General features: G+C 60.1%; 24 protein-coding genes. 4 read left to right on the top strand and 20 right to left on the bottom strand.

Annotated features, from left to right (window positions below; all coding sequences use genetic code 11):
* Positions 1 to 7: 7 nt before the first annotated feature.
* Positions 8 to 1,330, bottom strand: coding sequence for a phosphate regulon sensor histidine kinase PhoR (gene phoR, locus V3W39_RS09490; protein WP_177043681.1), 1,323 nt, complete (start codon positions 1,328 to 1,330; stop codon positions 8 to 10).
* 44 nt (positions 1,331 to 1,374) lie between these two features.
* On the bottom strand, positions 1,375 to 2,064 hold the full coding sequence (phoB, locus tag V3W39_RS09485; RefSeq protein WP_003195617.1) for a phosphate regulon transcriptional regulator PhoB: 690 nt from the start codon (positions 2,062 to 2,064) through the stop codon (positions 1,375 to 1,377).
* 152 nt (positions 2,065 to 2,216) lie between these two features.
* Here phoB and V3W39_RS09480 point away from each other — a divergent pair, with 152 nt between their 5' ends.
* Positions 2,217 to 2,597, top strand: a complete 381-nt coding sequence (locus tag V3W39_RS09480; RefSeq protein WP_177043682.1) for a COG4315 family predicted lipoprotein — start codon at positions 2,217 to 2,219, stop codon at positions 2,595 to 2,597.
* Positions 2,598 to 2,742: 145 nt separating this feature from the next.
* Here V3W39_RS09480 and ubiA read toward each other — a convergent pair whose 3' ends face one another.
* Both ubiA and V3W39_RS09470 read right to left on the bottom strand, forming a co-directional pair.
* A complete protein-coding gene (gene ubiA / locus V3W39_RS09475; RefSeq protein ID WP_177043683.1) occupies positions 2,743 to 3,633 on the bottom strand; it encodes a 4-hydroxybenzoate octaprenyltransferase in 891 nt (296 codons plus the stop codon).
* The gene (locus V3W39_RS09470; RefSeq protein ID WP_259195428.1) at positions 3,633 to 4,196 is read right to left on the bottom strand and encodes a chorismate--pyruvate lyase family protein; all 564 of its coding nucleotides are present in this window, start codon (positions 4,194 to 4,196) and stop codon (positions 3,633 to 3,635) included. The genes ubiA and V3W39_RS09470 overlap by 1 nt, the downstream gene beginning before the upstream one ends.
* 196 nt (positions 4,197 to 4,392) lie before the next feature.
* Here V3W39_RS09470 and V3W39_RS09465 point away from each other — a divergent pair, with 196 nt between their 5' ends.
* The 3 genes from V3W39_RS09465 to V3W39_RS09455 all read left to right on the top strand — a co-directional run bounded on the left by V3W39_RS09465 (position 4,393) and on the right by V3W39_RS09455 (position 6,205).
* Positions 4,393 to 4,560 carry a rubredoxin gene (locus tag V3W39_RS09465; protein ID WP_003213373.1) on the top strand — a complete coding sequence of 56 codons (168 nt, stop codon included), beginning with the start codon at positions 4,393 to 4,395 and terminating at the stop codon, positions 4,558 to 4,560.
* A gap of 29 nt (positions 4,561 to 4,589) precedes the next feature.
* Entirely contained in the window at positions 4,590 to 5,738 is a 1,149-nt protein-coding gene (locus tag V3W39_RS09460) for an NAD(P)/FAD-dependent oxidoreductase (protein WP_259195430.1), read from the top strand.
* 191 nt (positions 5,739 to 5,929) lie between these two features.
* On the top strand, positions 5,930 to 6,205 hold the full coding sequence (locus tag V3W39_RS09455; protein WP_003213368.1) for an HU family DNA-binding protein: 276 nt from the start codon (positions 5,930 to 5,932) through the stop codon (positions 6,203 to 6,205).
* A gap of 109 nt (positions 6,206 to 6,314) precedes the next feature.
* Here the strand turns inward: V3W39_RS09455 and V3W39_RS09450 are convergent, their stop codons facing one another.
* From V3W39_RS09450 to tssA, 16 genes are all read right to left on the bottom strand, one after another.
* On the bottom strand, positions 6,315 to 6,689 hold the full coding sequence (locus tag V3W39_RS09450; protein ID WP_330212536.1) for a DUF4259 domain-containing protein: 375 nt from the start codon (positions 6,687 to 6,689) through the stop codon (positions 6,315 to 6,317).
* Positions 6,690 to 6,823: 134 nt separating this feature from the next.
* The gene (locus V3W39_RS09445) at positions 6,824 to 7,021 is read right to left on the bottom strand and encodes a hypothetical protein (protein WP_330212535.1); all 198 of its coding nucleotides are present in this window, start codon (positions 7,019 to 7,021) and stop codon (positions 6,824 to 6,826) included.
* Between the two features lie 132 nt (positions 7,022 to 7,153).
* Complete coding sequence (locus V3W39_RS09440) at positions 7,154 to 7,915, bottom strand: pentapeptide repeat-containing protein (RefSeq protein WP_177043687.1); 762 nt, start codon at positions 7,913 to 7,915, stop codon at positions 7,154 to 7,156.
* Positions 7,916 to 7,926: 11 nt separating this feature from the next.
* The gene (locus tag V3W39_RS09435) at positions 7,927 to 8,085 is read right to left on the bottom strand and encodes a hypothetical protein (protein WP_177043688.1); all 159 of its coding nucleotides are present in this window, start codon (positions 8,083 to 8,085) and stop codon (positions 7,927 to 7,929) included.
* A 71-nt stretch (positions 8,086 to 8,156) separates the two neighbouring features.
* Positions 8,157 to 8,744 carry a hypothetical protein gene (locus tag V3W39_RS09430; protein WP_218171055.1) on the bottom strand — a complete coding sequence of 196 codons (588 nt, stop codon included), beginning with the start codon at positions 8,742 to 8,744 and terminating at the stop codon, positions 8,157 to 8,159.
* Positions 8,744 to 13,066 carry an RHS repeat-associated core domain-containing protein gene (locus V3W39_RS09425; RefSeq protein WP_330212534.1) on the bottom strand — a complete coding sequence of 1,441 codons (4,323 nt, stop codon included), beginning with the start codon at positions 13,064 to 13,066 and terminating at the stop codon, positions 8,744 to 8,746. Before V3W39_RS09425 ends, V3W39_RS09430 begins: the two co-directional genes overlap by 1 nt.
* A gap of 14 nt (positions 13,067 to 13,080) precedes the next feature.
* Positions 13,081 to 13,515, bottom strand: coding sequence for a DUF1795 domain-containing protein (locus tag V3W39_RS09420; RefSeq protein WP_259195435.1), 435 nt, complete (start codon positions 13,513 to 13,515; stop codon positions 13,081 to 13,083).
* Positions 13,516 to 13,530: 15 nt separating this feature from the next.
* Positions 13,531 to 15,477 carry a type VI secretion system Vgr family protein gene (locus tag V3W39_RS09415; protein ID WP_177112359.1) on the bottom strand — a complete coding sequence of 649 codons (1,947 nt, stop codon included), beginning with the start codon at positions 15,475 to 15,477 and terminating at the stop codon, positions 13,531 to 13,533.
* Between the two features lie 3 nt (positions 15,478 to 15,480).
* Entirely contained in the window at positions 15,481 to 18,144 is a 2,664-nt protein-coding gene (tssH, locus tag V3W39_RS09410) for a type VI secretion system ATPase TssH (RefSeq protein WP_330212533.1), read from the bottom strand.
* Positions 18,137 to 19,180 (bottom strand): type VI secretion system baseplate subunit TssG, encoded by a 1,044-nt coding sequence (tssG, locus tag V3W39_RS09405; protein ID WP_330212532.1) that lies wholly within the window; start codon positions 19,178 to 19,180, stop codon positions 18,137 to 18,139. The genes tssH and tssG overlap by 8 nt, the downstream gene beginning before the upstream one ends.
* Positions 19,144 to 21,003 (bottom strand): type VI secretion system baseplate subunit TssF, encoded by a 1,860-nt coding sequence (gene tssF / locus V3W39_RS09400; RefSeq protein WP_330212531.1) that lies wholly within the window; start codon positions 21,001 to 21,003, stop codon positions 19,144 to 19,146. Before tssF ends, tssG begins: the two co-directional genes overlap by 37 nt.
* A complete protein-coding gene (gene tssE / locus V3W39_RS09395; RefSeq protein ID WP_010168272.1) occupies positions 21,000 to 21,515 on the bottom strand; it encodes a type VI secretion system baseplate subunit TssE in 516 nt (171 codons plus the stop codon). The genes tssF and tssE overlap by 4 nt, the downstream gene beginning before the upstream one ends.
* A gap of 219 nt (positions 21,516 to 21,734) precedes the next feature.
* The gene (locus V3W39_RS09390; protein ID WP_003213345.1) at positions 21,735 to 22,223 is read right to left on the bottom strand and encodes an Hcp family type VI secretion system effector; all 489 of its coding nucleotides are present in this window, start codon (positions 22,221 to 22,223) and stop codon (positions 21,735 to 21,737) included.
* Between the two features lie 174 nt (positions 22,224 to 22,397).
* On the bottom strand, positions 22,398 to 23,894 hold the full coding sequence (gene tssC / locus V3W39_RS09385; protein WP_017476732.1) for a type VI secretion system contractile sheath large subunit: 1,497 nt from the start codon (positions 23,892 to 23,894) through the stop codon (positions 22,398 to 22,400).
* A 2-nt stretch (positions 23,895 to 23,896) separates the two neighbouring features.
* A complete protein-coding gene (tssB, locus tag V3W39_RS09380; protein WP_010168268.1) occupies positions 23,897 to 24,403 on the bottom strand; it encodes a type VI secretion system contractile sheath small subunit in 507 nt (168 codons plus the stop codon).
* A 54-nt stretch (positions 24,404 to 24,457) separates the two neighbouring features.
* A complete protein-coding gene (gene tssA / locus V3W39_RS09375; RefSeq protein ID WP_330212530.1) occupies positions 24,458 to 25,477 on the bottom strand; it encodes a type VI secretion system protein TssA in 1,020 nt (339 codons plus the stop codon).
* Between the last annotated feature and the right edge of the window lie 370 nt (positions 25,478 to 25,847).

Raw genomic sequence — 25,847 nt, 5'->3', positions numbered from 1 at the left:
TGGAGGGTCACTCGTCCTGATGAACGACCCGTGAACGTGTCACCTGGGCCGGCGGGAAATGACAGGTGAAGGTACTGCCATGGCCCAGCACGCTGCTGATTTCCAGCCGCGCGCGATGGCGCAGCAGCACATGCTTGACGATGGCCAGACCCAGCCCCGTGCCGCCGGTGTTGGAGTTGCGGCTGGAGTCGACGCGGTAGAAGCGCTCGGTGAGGCGCGGCAGGTGTTTGGCGTCGATGCCCATCCCCGAGTCCTGCACGCTGAGGTGTGCGCCCTGGTCATCGGCCCACCAGCGGATGCGGATATTGCCCTTGTCCTGGGTGTATTTGACGGCGTTGAACACCAGGTTGGAAAACGCGCTGCGTAACTCGCCCTCGCTGCCCTTGAGCAGGATCGACGGGTCGGCTTCCAGGGTGATGTTCTGTTCGCGTTGCCCGGACAGGGCCTGGGCGTCGCCCTTGATGGTCTGCAACAGGCTTTGCACCGACACCGGATGGTTGTCGGAGGGGTAGTCGGTGGCTTCGAGCTTGGCCAGCAACAGCAGGTCGTTAAGCAGGGTCTGCATGCGCGAGCCTTGCTGCTGCATTTGCTGCAGGGCGCGGGTCCAGCGCGGGTTCACGTCTTCGACGTTGTCGAGCAGCGTCTCCAGGTAGCCGCAGATCACCGTCAGCGGGGTGCGCAGTTCATGGGAGACGTTGGCGACGAAATCCTTGCGCATCTGTTCCAACTGATGGATGCGCGTGACATCGCGCACCAGCATCAAATGTTCGTTATTGCCATAGCGCGTCAGGTACAGCTGGATGCGTACGCGGTCGTTGGTCGGTGACGGGATTTCCAGGGCTTCTTCGTAGTTGTCCTGCTCGAAGTACTCCTTGAAGCGCGGGTGACGCACCAGGTTGGTCACCGGCTGGCCGCTGTCCTGGGGCGTCTTGAGGCCCAGCAGGGTTTCTGCGGCGCGGTTCCACCATTCCAGGTTGCCGTCGCTGTCGAGCATGATCACCGCGTCTTTCAGTGCGGCGGTGGATTCCTGCACCCGGTCGATCACTGCCTGCAGACGCCCGCGTACGCGCTGGTCGCGGCGTTGCAGGTGATAGATGCTGTCGAACACCTCGCCCCACAGGCCGTAGCCGTCGGGTGGTGCTTCATCGGGTTTGTGCTGGCGCAGCCACTCGTGCAGGCGCAGCAGTTGCTTGAGGGTCCAGCCGAGGTAGAGACCCAGGCCGACGGCCAGGCTCCAGCCGTAATAGCCGCTGACCAGGCCCACCAGCAGGCAGCCGGTGATCAACAGCAACATGTGGCGGATCAGGGTGCCATACCAGTTTTGGTTCACTTAAACACGCGTCCTTTCAGCTGTCTGGGGCAGTTGGATCCGGTTCAGCCTTTGGTGGAAAACCGGTAGCCGGTGCCGCGCACGGTTTGTACCAGATTCTCGTAAGCGTCGCCCAAGGCTTTGCGCAGGCGGCGGATATGCACGTCGACGGTGCGCTCCTCCACATACACGTTGCCGCCCCAGACCTGGTCCAGCAGTTGGCCGCGTGTGTAGGCGCGCTCTTGATGGGTCATGAAGAATTGCAGCAGGCGGTATTCGGTAGGGCCCATCTCGGCGGGTTTGCCGTCGATGGTCACGCGGTGGCTGATCGGATCGAGGATCAGGCCGTCGACTTCGATAGGCGCTTCGCCATCGGTGGGGCCGGCACGGCGCAGAACGGCTTTCAGACGGGCGACCAGTTCCCGTGGGGAAAAGGGCTTGGTGATGTAGTCATCGGCGCCAACTTCCAGGCCCTGGATCTTGTTGTCCTCTTCGCCCTTGGCGGTGAGCATGATGATCGGGATGTCCCCGGTCAGCTCGTCACGCTTCAGCCGGCGGGCCAGCTCGATGCCGGAGGTGCCGGGCAGCATCCAGTCCAGCAGGATCAGGTCAGGCTTGCGGTCGACGATAATGGCATGGGCCTGCTGGGAGTTCTCCGCCTCCAGGCAGTCATAGCCGGCCATTTCCAACGCAACGGCGATCATCTCGCGAATGGGCGCTTCGTCGTCAACGATCAGAATGCTCCTGCCAACCATGCTAAATCCTCTTGTCATTTAACTGTCTTGCGCCGCATTAGATAACGGAATTATTGCAGTCGTGTGACAGTAATTTAGTCGCTTGGGCAATCCTTGCCTCCCTGGACTACGCTTTGGGTCCGAATCCTGACAACCACAAAAGGAAGGTTCCCATGACTCACAGTACTTTTTCCTGGAAAGCCCTGCTGGTAACGGCCGCGTTAACGCTGCCGACACTGGCCTTTGCGGCAGACCCTGCGATGACCAAGGACGGGATGCTGGTGGACCACAAGGGCATGACCCTCTACACCTTTGCCAAGGATGCTGATGGCAAGTCCATGTGCAACGACAAGTGCGCCACCAACTGGCCGCCACTGATGGCCGAATCCACCGACAAGCCCATGGGCAAGTGGACCGTCATCACCCGTGACGACCAGAAAAGCCAGTGGGCCTACAGCGGCAAGCCGCTCTACACCTTCGTCATGGACAAGAAGGCCGGTGACATGACCGGCGAAGGCAAAATGGACGGTGCCTGGAAGGTTGCCAAGCCCTGATCTACGTCGACCTTGAGACCATCGCGGGCAAGCCCGCTCCCACAGTTGATCTTCAGCGCACACGAAATATGTGTTCAACAGAGATCCCTGTGGGAGCCGGGCTTGCCCGCGATTGCGTCGGCTCGAACGCCGCCATTCCCAAGCTCTAGCGAAACCCGTAGTCCGCCACAATCCCGACAAAAATCGCCAACCCGGCCCAGTGGTTGTGCAAAAACGCCTTGAAGCATTTGAGCCGGTCCTTGTCCCGGGTGTACCAGAACTCCCAGGCAAAACACCCGGCGGCCGCCAGCAAGCCCAGGTGGAACCAGCCGCCCAGCTCAAAGCGCATTCCCGCCAGCCACAGGCACACCAGTGCCAGGCCCTGCAAGGTCAGGATGATCACCCGGTCGGCATCGCCGAACAGAATGGCGGTGGATTTGACCCCGATTTTAAGGTCATCGTCGCGATCGGTCATGGCGTAGTACGTGTCGTAACCCACCGTCCACAACAGGTTGGCGATGTACAGCAGCCAGGCCGCCGCCGGCAGGCTGCCCGTCTCGGCGGTGAACGCCATCGGCATGCCCCAGGAAAACGCCGCGCCCAATACCACCTGCGGGTAATAGGTGTAGCGCTTCATGAACGGGTAGCTGGCCGCCAGCGCAAGGCCGCCCAGGGACAGCCAGATCGTCGTGGAGTTGGTCAGCAGCACCAGCAGGAAACTGATGAACATCAGCACCGCGAAGAACACCAGCGCCTCTTTCGAGCTGATCTTGCCGCTCACCAGCGGGCGCTGCTCGGTGCGCTTCACATGGCCGTCGACCTTGCGGTCGGCCCAGTCATTAATGACGCAGCCACCGGCCCGGGTGAGTACCACGCCGAGCACAAAGATCAGGATATTGAGCAGCGATGGCGAACCCTTGCCGGCAATCCACAGCGCCCACAGCGTAGGCCACAGCAGCAGATAAATGCCGATGGGCTTGTCCATGCGGGTCAGCTGGACGAAGTCCCAGGCCCTGGGGTTCAGGTGATTCAGGGATTTGAGCAGGCGCTGATACATCAGCAATTCTCCGGGTGGTCGTGCACGGCTTGCCACAAGGTCGGCAGGAAGATTTCGGCCACCAGCACGCTCAGCGGCCCGCGATCAAAGCGCGAGCGGCGCGCCCACAGGTGATCGGCCTGGTCCGCCGTGGGCAGCCATTCCCGTGGGTAACGGCACACCTCGATGGCCTGGCGCGTGAAGGCGTGGTCACAAAACAGCAACTCCCCCAGCGACCGGCTGCCCAACTCATCCATGTGCAAACCGTCACCCTGCAAGGCGCTGCGGGCCGCCACGCTGCGGGCAAACACCCACGGCTGGCCATGGCCACGCAAATACACCTCGCGCACCCAGCCGATGCTGGCGGCGGGCAAGTCCAGCGTGGCGCATTCGTCGTCCCGCAGTGGCTGCCAGCCTTCGAACAGCGGCGTCACGCTGAAGCCATCACCGGACAGGCGCGTGAGGCGCCGGGTCAGCGAACCTTCATCGAACAGCCAGTTGAGTGTCAGCGGCGCGGGCAGGGGGCTCAGAAGGCTCTGGGTCAGCCATCGGCAAACATCTGGAAGGGCGTTTGAATGCGGCACGGAGGGTCATTATTGGCAGTTAATGAGGCGGCGAGCTTACCATGGCGCCCTGGACTTTTGCCGGAGCGCGCCAGGCCCATGCGTCGATCATGCTTGCATCTGCGCCGGCTGATCAGTACAAAACGCCCTGAGCCGTGCGGCAAGGTTACATCTATCGACCGTCGGCCAACGCGCCTGGACCCTGAGGAAGCAAGTAATGAAGAAGTGGCAATGTGTCGTCTGTGGCCTGATCTACGACGAAAAAGACGGATGGCCGGATGACGGTATCGCTCCGGGCACCCTGTGGCAGGACGTTCCCGAAGACTGGCTGTGCCCGGACTGCGGTGTGGGCAAGATGGATTTCGAAATGATCGAAATCGGCTGAAACCAGAATTTAACTACAAGGAGAAAGGAATGAACGCACCTGTCGTGATCGTCGGCACGGGTTTGGCCGGTTATAACCTGGCTCGGGAGTTTCGCAAGCTCGATAGCGAGACCCCGCTGTTGCTGATCACTGCAGATGACGGGCGCTCCTACTCCAAGCCCATGCTCTCCACCGGCTTTGGCAAGAACAAGGAAGCCGACGGCCTGAGCATGGCCGAACCGGGCGCCATGGCCGAGCAACTGAAGGCCGAAGTGCGCACCCACACCCGCATCAGCGGCATCGACCCGGGCCACAAGCGCCTGTGGATCGGTGAGGAAGCGGTGGCCTATCGCGACCTGATCCTGGCCTGGGGCGCAGAAACCGTGCGGGTGCCGGTACAGGGCGACGCCGCCGAGCTGATTTTCCCGATCAACGACCTTGAAGACTACGCACGCTTTCGCGCGGCGGCGGCGGGTAAACGCCGGGTGCTGCTGCTGGGCGCCGGCCTGATCGGTTGCGAGTTCGCCAACGACCTGATCCTTGGCGGCTACGAGATCGACCTGGTGGCGCCGTGCGAGCAAGTTATGCCCACCCTGCTGCACCCGGCAGCGGCCGCAGCGGTGCAGGCCGGGCTGGAAGGCCTGGGAGCGCGTTTCCACCTGGGCCCGGTGCTCAATCGCCTGCAACGCAGCGCTGACGGCCTGGAAGCCCACCTGTCTGACGGTGAAGTAATCCAGTGCGACCTGGTGGTGTCTGCCATCGGCCTGCGCCCGCGGGTCGACCTGGCCGCCGCCGCCGGCTTGCAGACCAACCGCGGGATCATGGTCGACCGTCACCTCAAGACCTCCCACGCCAACATCTACGCCCTGGGCGACTGCGCCGAGGTCGATGGCCTGAACCTGCTGTACGTGATGCCGCTGATGAGCTGCGCCCGCGCGCTGGCCCAGACCCTGGCGGGCAACGCGACGGCCGTCAGCTACGGCCCGATGCCCGTCACGGTCAAAACCCCGATCTGCCCGCTGGTCGTCTCGCCACCGCCACGGGGCACCGAAGGCGTTTGGAGCGTCGAAGGGCAGGGCGCGGACATCAAGGCCCTGTGCCGCGACGCCAACGGGCGCCTGCTGGGTTATGCCCTGACTGGCACGGCCGTGATGGAAAAACTGGCCCTCAACAAAGAACTTCCGCCGTTGCTGGCGTAAATAGCGGTCGTTCTGTCGGATTAAGCATCATTTTGACCGTAGAAAGGTCGCCGTGAGACTGGCGCAGGCCCCGATGGCATGCCATCCTCACTCCCGTCTGCCGCAGAGTAGAGCCTGCGGCGCCTTGGGCGCTGCTCCGATAGAGAGCAGCACGGACATAACAACAAAAAACCGTCAAAGAGGCTTCACTTATGCGTAAACCAGAACTCGCAGCCGCTATTGCAGAAAAAGCAGACCTGACCAAAGAACAGGCCAACCGCGTACTCAACGCCGTACTTGAAGAAATCACCGGCGCGCTGCATCGCAAGGACAGCGTCACCCTGGTCGGCTTCGGCACCTTCCTGCAGCGCCACCGCGGCGCCCGCACCGGCAAAAACCCGCAAACCGGCGAGCCGGTGAAAATCAAGGCGAGCAACACCGTTGCGTTCAAGCCAGGCAAGTCGCTTAAAGACAGCGTCAATCCGTAAGTCATGTAGAACGCGCTACGCACATGCGAGTGTGAGCGCGGGATGAAAAATGGGCACGCCGACTGGGTCGGGTGCCCATTTTTTGTTGGGGGCTGGTACGTATGCCAGATTAAGCCAGTTCGCCTAAACGCGTTTTTAGAGCGTCGATTTGCTCTTCCACTGCCTTGATGACATCAGCACTGCCTCCCCACATATCAAGAAACCCCCAGTCTTCATTGGTTGGGTCAATCATTTGCGTCAGTATTGAAATCGCGTGCTGGATCAGGGGCTTCAGTTCTGCCAAAGGCTCCGCTGGCCATATATAGGGGTTGCCTAGGGTTTGTAATAGATAACAGGCAGCCCTAAAGGCGTCATAACGTTCTTCATTGGGATCAAACTGGTTAATTTCGCTGATCAGGACTGCGAAATTCTGTTGTTTCCAAAATTCTTGAAACCAGTCGGCGGCTTCATCGTTTTCCCAAGGGTTGTAATTCCAGGCGCCCATTTTTTACTCCTCAGAAAATTTTCCGCCGGTGACGGGGAAGGATTTATTTAATTGATCTGATGATGGTTGATCTAAATAAATCTACCCCCGTTTATAGTTCTCAGGCCTAGTCCTCACTCTATAAGCATTGCACTTTATAACACCATAGGGGTGTACGAAATAATTTTGTCGGCTATGAAATCAGCGGTCCATTCATGTTGGAAAATATAGTCGACAGCTTCCGGATCTAAAACACTATTTTCCAATAAATCCATGTCCGCATCTGTCTCTTCTTCAGTACCTTCGTTGCACTGAATTTTTAATATAAGCTTTATTAACTCGTCGCGAGACATAGCCAACTCCTAAGAAGTGATTTTCTCTGCCTAGTACATCCAAATTGAGTTTATAGGCGTAGGAGGGCAGGTTAGTGTGCGATAGATTAAAAGGCCACCCCCTCTTAATGTGTCTTTTCCCTTGTGTCTTTCTTAAGCATCTTGAAGAAGTGAGATAAATCGTGAGGTGAATTCCTTGCCCTCATAATCTTCAAGGTTTTCAATGTTGAAAACAGCGCCTCGTTGAGTTGTAAGTTTTAACAGTCGTCGCTTCAATATTTTATTGATCTGACTTTCAGTTTCTGCAGATATGATAGTAAGTGCTTTTTTTGCACGGACTGCCACGTCTTTGAAGAAAATGTGTTTGGCCTCGATGGGCGGGATTATGTTTTCCAGATTGCAGTTTTCAAAGGTTACATAATCGAGCTTGCAGAGTTCAAAGTCGGCAGAAAGCGGGGTGCTGGGTTGGTCTGATATGAAATTAACTTCCTGGAGTTTTCCAGCGAATTTAATGGCGGATATATTTTTTACATTAAATGAATTGTCAATGATTTTGCACTGAGAGAATGTGCAGTTGACGAAGGTGCAGTCCTTCAAGGACGCTTCTCGAAAGTCGCACTTCACAAACGTGCAGTTCTCAAATTCGCTATCGCTGAAACCTGATCCTTGAAAGTTTGTATTTTTGAACGAGCAATGGGTCAAGGATGTTTTATTGAAGAATCGCGAGCCGGAAAGGTCAGCTTTCTCAAAGTCGCAATCTTCCAAAATACATTGATCAAAAATCGGATCGCAGAGTTTCGCGTCTTTTAGTTTGCAACCACTGATCAGCTCGTTTTCAAAACGCGTTTTTTTAGGCAAAACGAGTCCGTCCTGCGCAACGCCGGACAGTACTTTTGATGGGATTTTGCCACTCACCATAATATTCCTCATAACCATTGCCCCAATCCTAAGGGTAAATGGTCTTCGTCTTCGTAAAGCTGGCTGGCGAAATCCTCCGCGCCGTCAGCCTCAATCGAGGCGGATTTCTTTTCAGCAACAGCCATCTCCGCGCCCCAGAAAACGTGACAGTCAGTCAGCTGGTTCATGTCCGATCTCTTAAAGCGTGCTTGAACATTGCGCTTAAACCCTCGCCTTAGATCCTATGATAATTCTCCAATTACATGAGGATGATGGGATGGAACTCCAAAAAAGAGTGATCGAAATCTAACTCTAGCAATTTCTCTTTGTACGCTTCTCCAATGATGATATTGAACGCTCCTCCCCAGCCCACCAAACGAAAGACCTCAGCACTCTCAGGGATTTTTTCGGCGATCAGTACCGGTTCGAAAAAAAAACGTCCTCTTGGATTTTGCCATTCCTTGGCCACGTGATCTTCGGGCCAGGCTTCGTATTTGGATAAGGCCCAATCGACGCAGTCGACATAATTGTAGGCATGCAAGAGTCGGTAACGTACTTTTTGGCTTTCGTGGGTGATGCGCAAATATTGCACACGCTCGGTCGCCAGGTTATCCAGCCCTTTAATAGACTCATCGAATACGAAGAAGTCCGCTCCGATTGTGTTGACCGGGGCGGTTATACCGTCGACAAGAATTTCATAATGCAGCGGTTTCAAATTGCACGGTGCTCGGCTATTGGAAAGCGCTATGTCATCGACCTCTTCGCCCTTGTAAATGAGCTCTCCAAGATTGACGTAACCATCCCATTTCTCACTGCTGACATTTGGATTGAGCTTGAAATAGTTCATTAATCAACCATCCTCAAAATTTTGTTAAGAGCGGATGTGGGGTCTAGCGCTTCCTTTTTAAGCTCTGCGAGCTCCGCTTTAAACTGATCCGATCCTTTTCTGCTAGCAGCTTTCAAACGTTTATAAATCTCTGCGTGCATTTTTTCAGGGTGCGGGCCTTTGTGTCCAGGCACATCAACTTTGTTCAACGGGTCATTGAGGACATCTCTGCGGGATTTGCCATTTTTGAACTTGCCCAACCCGTTTTTCTCAAACAGGACGCGAAATTTAGCAGTCCATTTAGAGTGTTTATTGGTGGCAATGTGATGTGTCGGCGCGCATGCCGAAAGCCCCCAAGGATCAACCCAGCCTGTCGGATTTACCGCGTACTGATATAGATTGATCCCCCCAGCCAACCCAATCGGATCCGGCGTCGTAAACCGCCCGACAGCCGGATCGTAAAACCTGAACGTATTGAAATGCAGCCCCGTTTCCCGATCCAGGTATTGCCCCTGAAATCGCAGGTTCTGTTCTTCAATGTAGGACGGCTCACGCACCTCTTCCGACGTGTTACCCCAGACACGATAGCTCGCGCGCCAAACATCGTGACCGTCGTCCTCAGTTAGCTGCTCCGGCAAGCCACTGAGGTCGTTGTGGTAGTAGCGGATTTTTTGCAGCGGCCCGATACCGTCGACCCGCGCAAGGGGTTCGTAACCCTCTTCCTCATAAATATAGAGGCTGGTTTGACTGTGTTTATGTTCCTGCAGCAGGCGTAATCCGTCCCAGGTGAAGCGCGTTACGCCCAGTGGATAGCCATCGTTGTCATGCTCTGTTTTTTCAGTGCGACGGCCCAATGGGTCGTAGGTCATCCTGACCACATTGCCGTTTTCGTTGTGCACTTCAACTAGTCGGTTTTCTGCGTCGTAGGCAAATCGCTGCAACCCTCGAGCAGCACTACGCTTTTCAATCATTCGACCAAAAGCATCGTATTTATAGCGTTTATCTTGGTAGGTGAGCAGCCTGTTATGCCTTACCAAGCCACCCTGTAGTGGGCCGTCGAGCAGGTTGGCTGCCGCGTCATAAGCAAAGGTCTCGGTCTGGCCTACCTGGTGGCTTGCGAGAATACGTTCGGTACTGTCGTAACCCAGCTGCTCTTGACGATCATGAACACGGTCAACACGCCGACGCCCGATCAGGTTATCGCTGGGATCGTAGCTGTAGTCAGTCTCAACCAACGGCGGCAACTGCCACGGTTGATCAATACTGCGGCGCTGGCGCGAGCGAACCCTTCCACTGCGGTCATACGCGGTGTTCGTTCTGAGTTGGCCCTGAGTGCGCTGCACTTCGCGATGCAGACGATCACGCTCGAAGTCGCTGATGACCTTCCCATCGAGATTCAACTGATGCAGGTGACCGCTGCCGTAGTAGAGGCGGTTCAGCCATCGACCGTCGGGCAACTGGGTCTGAATCAGGTTCCCCAATTCGTCGTAGTGATGCTGCAAGGAGCCCGCTGTGCTTTGCTCCTGCAGCAGTTGCCCCAGCGCGTCGTAGCTGAAACCCAGTCGCTGCTGCTGACCGTCAAGCGCGGTGAACGTGACGCCGACCAGTTGGTCGTTCAGATCATGTTCATAAACGGTGGAACCGTCCGCTGTCACTTTGCTGACCAGACGTCCAACAGCATCTCGCTGAAACTGGTGCGACAACGGCGCTACCGGTTCGCCTTCCGTCCCCGGCAGGTAGTCCACGGCGACGACATCATCCAGCGGATCATAGGTGTAGCAGCGCCGACTCTGGTCGAGGTCTTGCTGCTGAACCATGCGGTCGCACGCATCCCACTCAAAGCGATAGCTTTCGCCGTTCTCATTGGTCAGCTTGCGCAGTCGCCCATAGGCGTCGTGATCGAACATGACTGTGCGGTTGTGCGCGTCCCAGCGTTGTTTGACCAGGCCACGCAGGTCATAGGCATAGCGCGTGGTGCTACCGGCCGGGTCGACATGGGCCGTGAGGTAACCGCTGGTACTGCGTTGGAACTGCTCCACGCGACCATCCGGGAGCTGGCATTCCAGCAATAACCCCTCGGGTCCGTACCGGTAGCGAACCGACTCACCTTCCGCATTGGTCTGCACCACCAGATTGCCGAAGGCGTCGTATTGATAACGGGTGGGATAACCCGAGCAATCCACCGCTTCGACCAGTTGGCTCCATTCGTTCCAATGCAGCGTTTTGGTTTTTTCGGTGGCATCGATAATGCGCACCGGCTGGCCGAACCCGTCATAGACGTAGCGTGTGCTGTTGCCCAGTGGGTCGACTTCCTCGATACAGTTGCCGCGCTGGTCGTAGCGATAATGCCAACTGTTGCCTGCCGGGTCGGTTTCCACCTGGGGCAATGCCCAATGTGCCAACCACTGTGTGCCGCTGGTTCTGGACAGTGGGTCGATCACCGCGCTCAGGTTGCCGGACTCATCGTAATTGAAGCGCCACTGGCCGTTTTGTGGATCAATCGCGCCGAGCAACAGGCGATCTTCGTTCCATTCGAATTGCCAGGTATGGCCCAGGTTGTCGACGTAGCGGGTGATCTGGTACTGAGGGTTCCAATGCCGGGTGCTGACACGCATCAGGCCGTCGGTCACCCGGGTAATGCCGGCGTCGAGATCGTAGTCGAAGCTGTATTCATCGCCTGCGTCTGTCCAGTGGCGACTCACGCGCCACTCCTCACCGTGGGGCCCGGACACTGCCGCCCATTGATAGAAGCAGCGCAGGCCACTCGGCAGCTGGTGTTCGACCATTCGCCGGCCATGGTCATAAGCAAAGCGTCGACGGGTTGTACCTTGCACGTCCAGGACTTCAGACAGGTCGCCGTTGCTGTCATAGCGGTAACTGACGAGCACATCGCTGCGCGCATCGAAATGTTCCTGGCGCAGGTAACGCCGTTCGATGTGGCTCACGCGCCGTGGGTGTTCGGCCGAGTAGTTCAGTTCGACGTGCATCAAGTCATGGGTGTCGCGCAGGCGATGCAGCCGGCCCTGAGTGTCGTAGTCGAGAAAGATCCGCCCTTCATTGCGATCACCCAGCAGCTGCAGACGCATCCGCGCGCTGTTCAGCGGGTCGGGCTCGAACAGTCGATACAGACCGTCGATGCTCTCGATCAATACCGCGCCGTCGGCACTGCGCCTGACCGCAAGGCCTTGGCCCGGGTCGAACGCTCCGCCAAACAACGGGATGTAGCCGATCTCCAGGCGGCGCCCTTGCTCATCGATGTAGAGCAGGTTTTCGTCTGCATCTACCTCGATCGACACTTCATACGCAACGCTCCAGCCCGCGCCAAAGAGGCCGTCCTGGCGTGTGTCGAGGCTGCTGTAGAAGCGCTGCCAGTCTATCGGGAGCAAGCCCGGCAGCACGAAATCCAGCTCTTCATCCCCGCCGAGGATCTTGGCCCCAGTGGCACTGTGAACCGGATTGGGCGAACCATTCATGGCGCTCTTGAGCGCCGAAGTGACCTTGCTGGTTGCGTATGAGATGGCGCCACCCACCAGCAAACCACCGACCAGGCACGGCAGCTTGGTCCAGAAGCATTTCAGGTTGCCCCGCAACGCCATCACCACGGCAATTGCCAGGCCTACGCCCGGCGTTTTTCCGCTGCGAATTTCCTGCACCACGATGGTCCCGCCACCGATGCGCACATCCGGCGAGATCAGGCCCGGGGCTGTACCAATCTTGGCGTCGCACGTACTGCGATCGCCACTGCGCGCCGCAGGCTGGCCGTTGATGAACACCGAGCTGGACCCCTCGGCAATGAATTGCAGGGGCATGGGCGGGTGCTTGGTGCACGCCACGGTATCCAGCGGGCAAGGCTCGGTGCCGGGGGCAGGCGAGGCGACGGTCGGGCGCCACATTTGTGAGAAAAACTCCCCGGCCATGTCCAGGAAGCTGGGCGCCGGTGGCTCGCTGGGCGCGACCGGCACGGCCGTCATCTTGCCGGCGGCGCGGGCCGCCTTTTTGCCATTGATGAAGACGTCGTCCGAGCCGCTGGTGATAAAGGCGTCGATCACCGGCGGGAACACCCAGTTGGCGGCTGACTCGCACCAACTGGATATTTTCAGATCAGCCCCTGTTAGCCCCGCGGTAATGCCTACGACGGCACCCACGACCAACACCAGGGCAACGCCGCCGGTAGCGATAGTCGCACCGGTTGTTATGGCAACAGCCGCCGCTACCGCCAGGCAGCCCACAGTGGTGATCGCCGCATAGGCTGCCACTTCCAGTACACCGCCGAGAATATCGGCCATCACCGAGGTGTGCAGCAGTGCGTCGCCTTCGCGGGCAGCCCAGAGGTCTTCACTCATTGTTCAGACTCTGCTCAGGGGGTGACGGCAAAGTTGAGCGTGTTCTTGAGCGTTGCCCAATGTGCCGCCTCGGCAGGCCCCAGGGGCTGGGTCTTGACGTAGCTCAAGGCGATCAGGTTGCGTGTGCCGGGTATCTGCATTGCCAACTGATATTGGTAAATATTGTCGCTGCCCTTGTTGAAACGGTTCTGGACTTCAAAGGCGTCGATGTCCTGCGCCGGCCCCACCTTGATGGCTTGCGCTGGCGAATAACGAAGGTCTTTGACCTGCTGTTCGAGCTTTTTCAGCTGGCCCTCGAAGTTGTCTTGCAAGGTCTCGCCATCTGCCAACGGGCTGCGACTCACCACCAGCGTGGTGCCCAGCTTGGCGAATTTGAGAATGTTGATCGAGGTGTCCTGTACCTCAGCGTCGGGCAGGGTGAATTGGGCTTCGTTGATCAGGTAATTCATGGTGGATAAATCTCGTTATTGACCAGCGCCGGGCTTGCCGGGAAATTTTGATTCGACGGCGGACTTGATCGTGCTTTGCACACCTTGGGCGCCGGGCACCGTGCCCTTGTCGCTGCCCAGGTTGATATCCAGTTTGCCCTTCGTCTGGATTTTGCTGCTGCCGGTGGAAAACAGATTGAACGAGCCACAGGTCAGGTTGATGTCGCCGCCAGCCTTGAGCTCGATGACGCTGTCACCGCATACCAGGCGAATACTGTCGCCGGCCTCGATGGTGTAGGTCGTGGCGGCGCTGTCGGACTTGGCACCGCCCACAATCACGGTGTCGTTGTTGCGCACAACCCGCAGGCGGTTACTACCAATCGTCACCGTCTCGTTATGCCCAATACTCTTATTCCGGTCATGCCCCACCGAATGGCTCTCATCCACCTCAACCACGATGTCCTGATTCCGCTCGGCATGGATGTACAACTGCTCCAACCCCTTCTTGTCCTCCATGCGGATTTCATTGAAGTTGGCCGGTGTGCCGCCTTTGCTGGAGCGGCTTTTCATCCCGCTTTGGGTGGCGTTTTCCGGCAAGTCGTAAGGCACGGTCTGCTCGGCGTTGTACACCCTTCCGGTGATGATCGGCCGGTCCGGGTCGCCTTCCAGGAAGCTCACAATCACTTCCTGGCCGATCCGTGGAATCTGCATCGAGCCCCAGTTTTTCCCGGCCCAGGACTGTGACACGCGAATCCAGCACGAGCTGTTTTCGTTCGATTGGTCGTGGCGGTCCCAATAGAAATGCACCTTCACCCGGCCATATTGGTCGGTCCAGATTTCCTCGCCCTTGGGGCCCACCACCAGTGCGGTTTGCGGGCCTTTGACGATGGGCCGGTAGGTGTTGGCCAGCGGGCGGAAGCTCTGTTGTGCGTCGATGCAGGTGAGGGTGCTTTCGAACTGGGCCGAAGGCGCGCCACCTCCGCTTTCGAGGCTCTCCTGGGAGATGTAGTAACGGGCGCCGACGATCAGGTATTCGCGGTTCTGGTCGCGGCGGCTGAAGCCGGTGAGGCTGAACAGGTGTCCGGAACCCAGGCCCCGCGCGTTGCCGCTGAACTCCACTTGTTCGTGCAGGGTTTGCAGGGCTTCGATGCGGGTGCGCGCGTAGTGTTCGCCGTCTTCGCTTTTGACGTAGGTGCCGGGGTAGTCGTACAGCGGGTAGTCGCCGGCGGTGTGCGGGCGCGGCATGGCCGAGCGCACGTCGATGCTGGCGCTGGGGCGCTGGAAGTCGTAGTCGTTGAGCTCAAGGGAACCGGGCTGTACTTCCTGCGCCAGGTGCCAGTTGTGCATATGGTCGCGTTCGCGCTGCTGCGCGTCCTTGGGGTAGTACGGCACCGAGGCGTAGCCAGGCACGTTGGCGTGGGCGCCGTAGGCGTCGGCCAGCACCAGCACATGGCGGTCCTGTTCGTGGCGGAAGAAGTAGTAGATGCCTTCCTGTTCCATCAGGCGGCTGACGAAATCGAAGCTGGTCTCGCGGTACTGCACGCAGTATTCCCACTCGCGGTACGGCCGGCTCAAGGCGTCTTCGAAGTCGGAAAACCCCAGGTCGCGGAACACCTGCTTGATGATCTGCGGGATGCTCAGGTTCTGGAAAATCCGGCAGTCGGACGTGCGGCTCAGCAGCCACAACCACGGGCGCAGGGTCACCTGGTAACTGGCGAACTGGCCCTGGTCGATGTTCTGGCTGCAGCGCGCGACGATGCCGTGGAAGTGCCGCTCGCCACCGTCCGCCAGTTGCAGGTTCAGGCTCATGGGCTTGCCCAGCAACTGGTTGAGGTCGATGTTGGCGTCCAGCGAGGTCAGCTGCAATTCGAAGTTGAACAGCCGACCCAACTCTTCGCCGCCGCCCATTTCATTGAGCAACAGCACATCCGGCCCCAGGGGGCTGGTGATCTTGGCCAGGCGTGACGATTGGTTGAATAGCATTGTTTACGCCGCGTCGCTGAAGTCGTAGTGCAATTCGTTATCCCGCGTGCTGATGCGCACGCCTGCCAGTGCCTTGCCTTCGAGCATGCGGGTGAGGAATTCGCGGCTCATGTCCGGCAGCAGGCTGTTGGTCAGGAGGGTGTCGATCATCCGCCCGCCACTTTCGGTTTCGGTGCAGCGGGACACGATCAGGTCGACCACGTCGTCGTCGTAGTTGAAGTCGACCTTGTGGGTGTTCTCCACGCGCTTTTTGATGCGGTTGAGTTGCAGGCGAGTGATCGCTTTCAGCATCTCGTCGCTGAGCGGGTAGTACGGGATGGTCACCAGGCGGCCGAGCAGCGCCGGCGGGAAAATCTCCAGCAGCGGCTGGCGCAGGGCCTTGGCGATTTCTTCCGGCTCGGGGATGTTCGCCGGGTCCTTGCAGACCCGGGAAATCAACTCGGTACCGGCGTTGGTGGTGAGCAGGATCAAGGTGTTCTTGAAGTCGATCACCCGGCCTTCGCCGTCTTCCATCACGCCTTTGTCGAACACCTGGAAGAAGATCTCGTGCACGTCCGGGTGGGCTTTTTCCACTTCGTCCAGCAGCACCACGCTGTAGGGTTTGCGCCGCACGGCTTCGGTCAGCACGCCGCCTTCGCCGTAGCCGATGTAGCCCGGTGGCGCGCCCTTGAGGGTGGACACGGTGTGGGCTTCCTGGAACTCACTCATGTTGATGGTGATCACGTTCTGCTCGCCGCCGTACATGGCTTCGGCCAGGGCCAGGGCGGTTTCGGTCTTGCCCACGCCGGAGGTGCCGGCGAGCATGAACACGCCAATCGGCTTGCTCGGGTTGTCGAGGCCGGCGCGGGAGGTCTGGATGCGCTTGGCGATCATCTGCAAGGCATGGTCCTGGCCGATGATGCGTTTCTTCAGGTGCTGGTCGAGGTTGAGCACCGTCTCCAGTTCGTTGCGGGCCATGCGGCCCACCGGGATACCGGTCCAGTCGGCGACCACCGAGGCCACGGCCTGGTAATCCACGGTCGGCAGGATCAGCGGGGTTTCACCTTGCAGGGTGCTGAGGCGCTGTTGCAGGTCGACCAGTTGGGCGCGCAGTTCATCGTTGCCGCTGTCCACGACGCCGACTTTTTCACGCAACGTGGCGCGGGTAGCGAGCAACTCATCGACCAGGGTTTTCTCTTCGGCCCAGCGGGTTTCCAGAGTAGCCAGGCGCTCGCGTTCGGCGCTGAGCAGGGCTTCGCTGTTGGTCTGGCGCGCACCGATGGCGATGCCGATTGCATGCTCGCGGGCGATGATTTGCAGCTCGGTTTCCAGTGCCTCGATACGCCGCCGGCTGTCATCCACTTCCGCCGGCACCGCGTGCAGGCTGATGGCGACGCGGGCGCAGGCGGTGTCCAGCAGGCTGACGGATTTGTCCGGCAACTGGCGCGCCGGGATGTAGCGGTGGGACAGCTTCACCGAAGCTTCCAGCGCTTCATCGAGGATCTGCACCTGATGGTGCTTTTCCATGGTCGAGGCCACGCCGCGCATCATCAGCAGCGCCTTGTCTTCCGAGGGCTCGGCCACTTGCACCACCTGGAAACGGCGGGTCAGGGCCGGGTCTTTTTCGATGTGCTTCTTGTACTCGGCCCAGGTAGTGGCGGCCACGGTACGCAAGGTGCCGCGAGCCAGTGCAGGCTTGAGCAGGTTGGCCGCGTCACCGGTACCGGCGGCGCCACCGGCACCCACCAGGGTGTGGGCTTCGTCGATAAACAGGATGATCGGTTTCGGCGAAGCCTGGACGTCTTCGATGACCTGGCGCAGGCGCTGCTCGAACTCGCCTTTCATGCTCGCGCCGGCTTGCAGCAGGCCCACATCGAGGCTACGCAGTTCCACGTCTTTCAGTGCAGGCGGCACGTCGCCGGCGACGATGCGCAGGGCGAAGCCTTCCACCACAGCGGTCTTGCCGACGCCGGCTTCACCGGTGAGGATCGGGTTGTTCTGGCGCCGACGCATCAGGATATCCACCAGCTGGCGGATCTCTTCATCGCGCCCCACGATCGGGTCCAGCTTGCCGCTGCGGGCCTGCTCGGTCAGGTCGACGGTGAAACGCTTGAGGGCTTCCTGCTTGCCCATGGCGCTGGGGGCCATGGCGCCGCTGGCTTCGCCGGGTACGGCGCCGGCATTGAAACCGTCGCTGGCGCTCAGGGCGTTTTCCGGCGAATCACCGACGTATTCATCAAAGCGTTCGCTCAGTGCTTCGGCCTTGATCTTGTCGAACTCACCGGACAAGCCCAACAGCGCATGGCGCAGGCTTGGCGTCTTGAGAATCCCCAGCACCAGGTAACCGGTGCGCACCTGGCTTTCGCCAAACATCAGGCTGCCGTAGACCCAGCCACGCTCCACGGCTTCTTCCACATGGGACGACAGGTCGGTGATCGACGTCGAACCACGGGGCAGGCGGTCCAGGGCCTCGGTCAGGTCACGAGCCAGCCGCGCCGGCTCGACATTGAACTGGCGGATGATGCGGTGCAGGTCCGAGTCCTGCAGTTGCAGCAACTGGTGAAACCAGTGGGCCAGTTCCACATACGGGTTGCCCCGCAGTTTGCAGAACACGGTGGCGGCTTCGATGGCCTTGTAGGCCACGCTGTTGAGTTTGCCGAACAGTGCGGCGCGACTGATTTCACCCATGCTCTGGATTCCTTGAGGTGTTGGCGTGTTCGGCGTAATGCCGGGCCAGGATTAGGTCGTTGGCGTCGTGCCCGGGTTGGCCGAGCCAGGTGTTGAAGCCCAGGCGGAACTGGCCGTTGAGTTGCAGGGCCGGTACTTCCGGTTGTTGCAGGATCAGGTTCAGGTCCCAGTCCAGTTCATGGCCCAGGTACTCGGCGACCCACGCCACCAGCTCGTTGAACGGCTGGCTGCCGGGCAGCATGCCCATGTAGTCATCGAGCTTCAGCGGGCCGAGACGAATGCGGAATTTATGCTGGCGGTCCCACACATGGCTGCCCAGGCAAAAGTCCACGCCCAGCTGGTTGGCACTGACACTCACGCGGCTGCGCTCGGGCAGTTCCAGCCATTGGCCGACGTATTCTTCGATCTCCACCGGCAGCCCGAAGTACTCGCCGAGAATCGCCTTCAGGCCGTCCGGGTAGCGGGTTTGCGCCGACAGGTGGCCGCTGTAGTGCAGCTTTGCCGTGTCGGGGATCAGGCCCTGGTTGAGCAGGCTCGGGGTGCCTCGACCGCTCAAGGCGGCCAGGCGCGCCGACCAGTAGTCATCGTCCGGGCGGTCGTGGCTGACCGTGGGCCGCGCCTCCGCCCAGGCCCGGTAGAACAGGGTCAGCAGACGGTGGTGGAACACATCCAGGAAGCGCTTGCTGGTGCTGTCGGCATTGTTGCGCTGGCGCTCGCGCACGTACTCGGTGATGTGCAGCGGCAGCGGGCCGTTGGGGCCGCCGAGGCCAAAAAAGAACTGCTCCAGCCGTGCCGGTTTGCCATCCGCACCGGGCTCGACCGAGGCCAGTGTGGCCGGCGCAAAGGTGCAATCGGCCTGCTGCCCGAGGCGCAACGGATCATCCGCCAGGCGCAGGGAATGCCCCAGGCGTGGCAGGCCGGGCGATTCGCACTCGATACGACGCAGCGCCTGGAAGAAGTCATATTCCCAGGGCTCCTGATGCATCGCATCCAGGGTGGTCACAGGGTCGGACGGCGTCCGGGCTTGGCTTTCCATCGCATGATCTCGCCGCGTTCGGTGGTACGGATCACCGTCTCGGTAAAACTGTTGATCGACACGTAGCGTGCCAGGAACCGTTCAAACACTGCACCGAGCAGGAACACGCCGGTGCCGCGGAACGCGTTTTCATCAAATTCCAGGGTGATCTCCAACCCCCGGCCAAACACGATCGGGCCGGGCATCGGCAGGCGGCGGGTCACCGCCTTGCTGCTGACCTCGCGCAGGCCCTCGATCTGCAGTTGCAGGGCGGCGTCGTTGCTGTCGCCATACAGGCGCAGCAGCTCGCGCAGTGCGGCGGCGCCCTGGCCTTGTTCGCTCAGCGACAGGTAGTTCAACGACAACTGGCTGATCAGGCGCCAGGCCTTGGCATCGTGGGCATGACTGGCGCGCGGGCGGCTCGGCCCGGCGACGCAGCGCACCGCCAGCACCGGGGCACTGTCGGCCAGCGTGAAGTCAGTTTTGCCATTGCCCACGCTCATGAACAACGGCAAGTCGCGGTTGGTGCACAGGGCGGTGACGCCCAGTTGGCGCAGGTCATGACGGTACGGCGCTTGCTGGCTGTCCACCAGGCTGACGAAGGTTTCGCTGCCCACGTAGGTGGAGCGCGGCCCGTTGCGGCGTTGGTCGCTCGACAACACGCGGGGTTCGCGACGCACCGTGTAGTAAGCCTGGTCACGACCGTAGCGCGACGGATCGCGCACGGCGTAGAACGGCAAAAATGGCTGCTCTGGTCCGGTGCCGTGGCCCGTGATACCGCTCAGGGAGTGAATCTCGAAATCCATCGGCCGGGTGCGGTCGGCGATCACGTGGTGTTCGTTGACCCGCTCGGACAAGTGAATCCGATCCACGCGCTTGGGAAACAGGTTGATCGCCGGGGTGCAGAACGGCACGAATTGCGCCTTGCCGACGCTGCCTTCCAGGCTCGGATCGTGACGGTCGAACAGCACGATCAGCTCCAGATCCTGGCCGTCACAGCGTTTGACTGCGCGGCTCAGTTCAGCGAACTCCACGAACAGGAATCGGTGGGGCAGGGCGAAGTATTCCTGGAGCAAGCGATAGCCCTGGAAGGCGCGGGGCACCACCGGCATCGCAGCATCGGCGTCGTCAAAACCCCGGGAGCGCAATGCGTCCGGCGGCAGGCGCTCGACCCAGTCGCCACCAGGTTTGCGTGCAAACACCGCGCAGGCATTGCCCAGCAATTGTTCGTAGAGGCGGAACGGTTGCTCGTCGGCACCGCTGAGGTACAGCGGCAAGTTATCCAGAGCGAGGCTGTTGAACGGCAGTTCGGCACCGGTGCGCAGGGTCAGGCGCAGGCCGGCCTTGGCCTTGGGCTCACTGGCGGCCAGGCGTCCCAGCACCGCGGACGGGTTGCCGAAGTACTCGGCCTGGGCGACCTGCAACGGCCACAGCGTCACCGGGTGAGCGGTGCGGTACTCGCAGCAGGTCTGGGTTTCGCGGCCCAATGCGGCGCGCAATACGGTGTCGCGGGGCAGCGGAAAACCGCTGGCCAGGGAACCCTCATCGGGATCGGCCTGCAACTGCACCACGGTCATCGACGGGGTCGGCGCCAGGTAGTGCGGGTAGGCGATCTCCAGCAGGTTATTGGTGAAGGTCGGGTACTCGGCGTCGAGCTTGAGCTGGACCCGGGCCGTGAGATAGGCAAAGCCTTCGAGCAAGCGTTCGACGTACGGGTCGGCGCAGTCCATGCCGGACAGGGTCAGCCGACTGGCGATCTTCGGGTATTCCTTGGCGAACTCTGCGGCGCTTTCGCGCACGTGGTGCAGTTCCTGGTTGTACAGCTCCAGCAGGCGCGGGTTCATGGGCGTCTCCGCTGGTCGGCGTTCACCACACGCACATGGCCCGACTCCAGGTCCAGGTCGGTTTGCAGCAACAGGCGCAACGGCACCGGCTGCGCCCACAGGTCGCCCTCGATCTCGAAGCTCAAGGCGTTATGGTTCATCTCGCCATGGCCGACGCGTGCCTTGACCCGCAGGGTATGGCGCAGGATACGTGGCTCGAAGGTCGCGATAGCCTGTTGGATCAAGGCCTCCAGGGCACTCACGTCGACACTGGAGACACTGTTGCCCGCCAGCGCCGGCAGCCCGTAATTGACCACCGAGGTACCGGCCGGCGTGTGCAGCGTGGCATCGGCGTTGAGCAATGAAGTGGTGTTGAGCAGCCACGTCAGGTCACGCAGCACCGAGGCTTTCAATTGGCTCAGGGACAGCACGCGTTTGTCGGCGCTTTCCTTGGGATTGGTCGGGTCATCGTCGGTCAACCGGTCCAGCAGGGACGGTTGCAGACGATCGCGGGAAGCAATTTCAGTTACCACCAAAGCAGCTCCACGGACGGGTTGCGAGAGGAACAAAGTACCGACCCGTAGCAGCTGTCGAGCGAAGCGAGGCTGCGTTCGGCTGCGTTCGGCTGCGAAGCAGTCGTAAAACGGACACCGGGACTTATCAGTCAATTATCGGTGGCCGGATTGCGAGGACTTCGTCCTCGAACGCAGCCTCGCTCCGCTCGTCAGCGGCTACGGGGCGAGGGTTACAGATCAGCGTTTGGTGTTGGAGCGGATGTTCCAGCCAAACTTGATCGCGCCACCGTCTTTGGTGCCGTCGGCTTTCTGTGGCTGGTAGTCCACCATCACCTGGGCAAAGTTCAGGGTGACGTTTTCGGTCAGGCGATCATCGCTGCCCGAGCCGCCGGTGCTCAGGGAGGTCACCAGCACTTCTTCCAGGTTGATGATCATGTACTCGACCTGGCTTTCACCGCCGGCCTTGCGCACGGTCAGGGTGACCTTGTCGATGTGCTTGCCGCTGGCGCAGTGCATCATCAGGTTCGGCGAGGCCTTGTCGACGTACTTGGTCAGCGACAGGTCCTGGATGTTCACCTTGCCCGCGCCGCCGCCACCGCCCACGTGCATGTTGCCGGACTGGGCCATGCCCCAGCTCCAGTTCAACACGTCGATTTCGTCCTTGTGGGCCTTGTCCATGGACTCGCCCTTGATGTCGCCGATCTTGATGAAAATATCAACAGCCATGTTTTCTCCCTGTGTGGTCTCAGCCACGATATTTGGTTAACCCAAGGGCGGTGCTTTTCTGTGGGAGCCGGGCTTGCCCGCGATGGCATCACTGCGGTCTGACTGACAGACCGCGTCGCCTGCATCGCGGGCAAGCCCGGCTCCCACAAAAAGCCCGATCCCGGCGGATCTTTATTACGCGCCTTTCGCCGAAGGCAGTTTCGATACCAGACGCAGCGACACGGTCAGCCCTTCGAGCTGGTAGTGCGGGCGCAGGTAGAACCTGGAGTTGTAGTAACCCGGGTTGCCTTCAACGTCTTCCACGATCACTTCGGCGGCCGCCAATGGATGCTGGGCCTTGGTGGTTTCGGTGGAGTGCGCCGGGTCACCGTCGACGTAGTTGAGGATCCAGTCCTGCAACCAGCGCTGCATCTCGTCCTTCTCTTTGAAGGAGCCGATCTTGTCGCGCACGATGCACTTCAAGTAGTGGGCGAAACGGCAGGTGGCGAACAGGTACGGCAGGCGCGCGGCCAGGTTGGCGTTGGCGGTGGCGTCCGGGTCATCGTATTCGGCCGGTTTCTGCAACGACTGGGCGCCGATGAAGGCGGCGAAGTCGGTGTTTTTCTTGTGCAGCAGCGGCATGAAACCGTTCTTCGCCAGCTCCGCTTCACGGCGGTCGCTGATGGCGATTTCGGTCGGGCATTTCATGTCCACACCGCCGTCATCGGTCGGGAAGGTGTGGGCGGGCAGGTTCTCGACTTCACCGCCCGACTCCACGCCACGGATGCGCGAGCACCAGCCGAAGTGCTTGAACGAGCGGTTGATGTTCACCGCCATCGCGTACGCCGCGTTGGCCCAGGTGTACTTGGAGCTGTCGGCACCGTCGGTGTTTTCTTCGAAGGCGAAGGCTTCCACCGGGTCGGTCTTGGCGCCATACGGCAGGCGCGCCAGGAAGCGTGGCATGGTCAGGCCGATGTAGCGCGAGTCTTCCGATTCACGCAGGGAGCGCCAGCCGGCGTATTCCGGGGTGGTGAAGATCTTGGTCAGGTCGCGCGGGTTCGACAGTTCCTGCCACGAGCCCATGCCCATTACGGTCGGCGAGGCAGCGGCAATGAACGGCGCGTGCATCGCAGCGCAGACTTTCGACAGCTCGCCCAGCAGCTCTACGTCGGGAGGCGACTGGTCGAAGTAGTAATCGCCTACCAGGCAACCGTAAGGTTCGCCGCCGAACTGGCCGTATTCTTCTTCGTACATCTTCTTGAAGATCGGGCTCTGGTCCCACGCGGTGCCCTTGAATTTCTTCAGGGTCTTGTGCAGGTCCGGCTTGGAGATATTGAGCACGCGAATCTTCAGTTGCTCATCGCTCTCGGTGTTGTTCACCAGGTAGTGCAGGCCACGCCAGGCGCTTTCCAGCTGCTGGAAATCCTGGTGATGGATGATCTGGTTGACCTGGGCGGTGAGCTTGGCGTCGATGGCGGCGATGATCGATTCAATCGACTTGATCGCGTCGTTGGACACCAGGTCCGTCTGGGCCAGTGCCTGCTCGGCCAGGGTGCGTACTGCCGTTTCCACGGCTTCGCGGGCGCGCTCGGTCTTGGGTTTGAATTCTTGCAGCAGCAGCGACGCGAACTCGCTGGTTTCTTCGGTGGCGCCCAGGTTCTGGGCGCCTTCGCGTGCGGTATTCTCGGTCATGATTACTGATCCCCTGCCGGCTTCGGCGCGCTCGCAAGGGCCTGCAGCAATGCCGGGTCCTTGATCGCTTTCATGATGATTTCTTCAGCGCCGGTCTTGCCGTCCATGTAGGTCAGCAGGTTGGCCAGTTGCGTGCGGGCTTCGAGCAGCTTGTTCAGCGAATCGACCTTGCGCGCCACGGCGGCGGGGCTGAAGTCGTCCATGCTTTCGAAGGTGATGTCCAGGCTCAGGTTGCCTTCGCCGGTCAGCTCGTTTGGCACGTGGAACGCGACGCGTGGCTGCATGGCCTTGAGACGCGAGTCGAAGTTGTCGACGTCCACTTCAAGGAACTTGCGGTCGGCCACAGGCGCCAGAGGTTCGGCGGGCTTGCCGGCGAGATCGGCCATCACACCCATGACGAAGGGCAACTGGACCTTTTTCTCGGCGCCGTAGAGCTCGACGTCGTACTCGATCTGCACTCGAGGCGCACGGTTGCGCGCGATGAATTTCTGAGAACTTTGCTTCGCCACGTTGCTGCTCCTGGTCGCTTGAGCGACGGTGTTGTAACTGCGCGATCCGTACGCTTACTCGCTGTCCGGCCCACGCAGATTTTCAAATTGGGACATGCCGTCCGGAATCAGGTTGCGCACGATGGCCGCAAAGTCGGCGTGCACCAGATTCTTCGCCCTGTTCAACAGTACCGGCAGCGGGCTCGAAGGCTCGTGCCGGGTGTAGTACGCAAGGATTTTGTCGAGGCTGCGCAGCACTTCATCGCGGTTGGCGATGTCGCCGCTGGGGCGTGCTGCAACGGGCGCGGCGGGGTATTCAACCGAGGGGGCATTGTCGTCACTGACAACCTCGGGCTCGCTGGCGGCGCCACTGTGTGGGGCATATTGGTTGAGTATCTGCACGGCCTGCTTGAGCAGTTGCTTCAAGGGGCCGAGGTCTACGCCCTGGGCGGAACCGACCTGGTCGCTGACGTGTTGTTCGATGGCTTCGCAGGCCGTACGGGCGGCGTTCAGCGCGTCGCGGGTGGCTTGCAGTTGCTCGGCGTCGCTGTCGAGGAATGCGCCGTTGAGCTGTTCGGCACCGAGGTTTTCGCCGGGGAAAGGTTGCAGCCCGCTGGCATTCAGCGCAGCCCGCAGGCTGACGGGGCCGAAGGTGCGCGAGCGGGTGAGAATGGCTTCGCGCAGCAGGCGGATGTTCGCGTCGCTGGTCACGCCGCTGAGGGCGTTGATGCGCACGGTGGGGTCGTTGTCGTCATCGGCATCCAGGCGCGGATGCAGGTCGGCCCAGTACTCGCGCAGCAGCGCGTTGATCAGCGTGAGCGCGTCGGCAAGCCCCGCAATACCCTGGAGGGCGAGGGCGCTTTGCAACAGGAAATGGGTGATGCGCAGGTCTTTGCTGCGTTGCAGGAGGTCGAGGCTTTGCTGCTGGATGCTGCGCCATTCCGGAGGTTCGGCAGGCAGGATCGAGTCGCCCATGCTGCGCTCGGGTTGACCCTGTGCGGCACGCTCAAGATGCAAATAATCGGCGTCATATTCCAAGTCTTCGCCACAAGGCGAAGTCGCGGAAACGGCGGCGAGCAGCAGAGGCACATCCACTAAATTCGATCTCCCTATCAGCCCGTTAGATAACGGGCAACTCATGCATTAGTTGCGCGAGGAACTTTGCATGTTTTCTTGGTCATATTAAGCGCTTTGACATCGTGTTGATTTCAAAGTGCCATCATTGGTGTTCAAGAAGTTGTGCATTTTTGGTGTAGTACTTATGCCTTGTCAAGGTAAGCTATTCGCCCTCTATGACAGATGTGCGGTGCTTAACATCTTGTGCGACTGATCAGTCGAAGCAGGTGCCGGGGCAGGATTTTTGTCATAGAGGCCGGTTAAGATCAGCAATTACGCGGGTTGAAGCAGGCTTTCAAGGTATTGGAAGGATCTGTCGTGGATCTCTCGGGAGCACTTCTCCCCAGGG

The sequence above is a fragment of the Pseudomonas sp. Z18(2022) genome (assembly GCF_036346535.1).
GTDB lineage: Bacteria > Pseudomonadota > Gammaproteobacteria > Pseudomonadales > Pseudomonadaceae > Aquipseudomonas > Aquipseudomonas yamanorum_A.
This window is presented reverse-complemented; position numbering and strand designations above follow the sequence as displayed.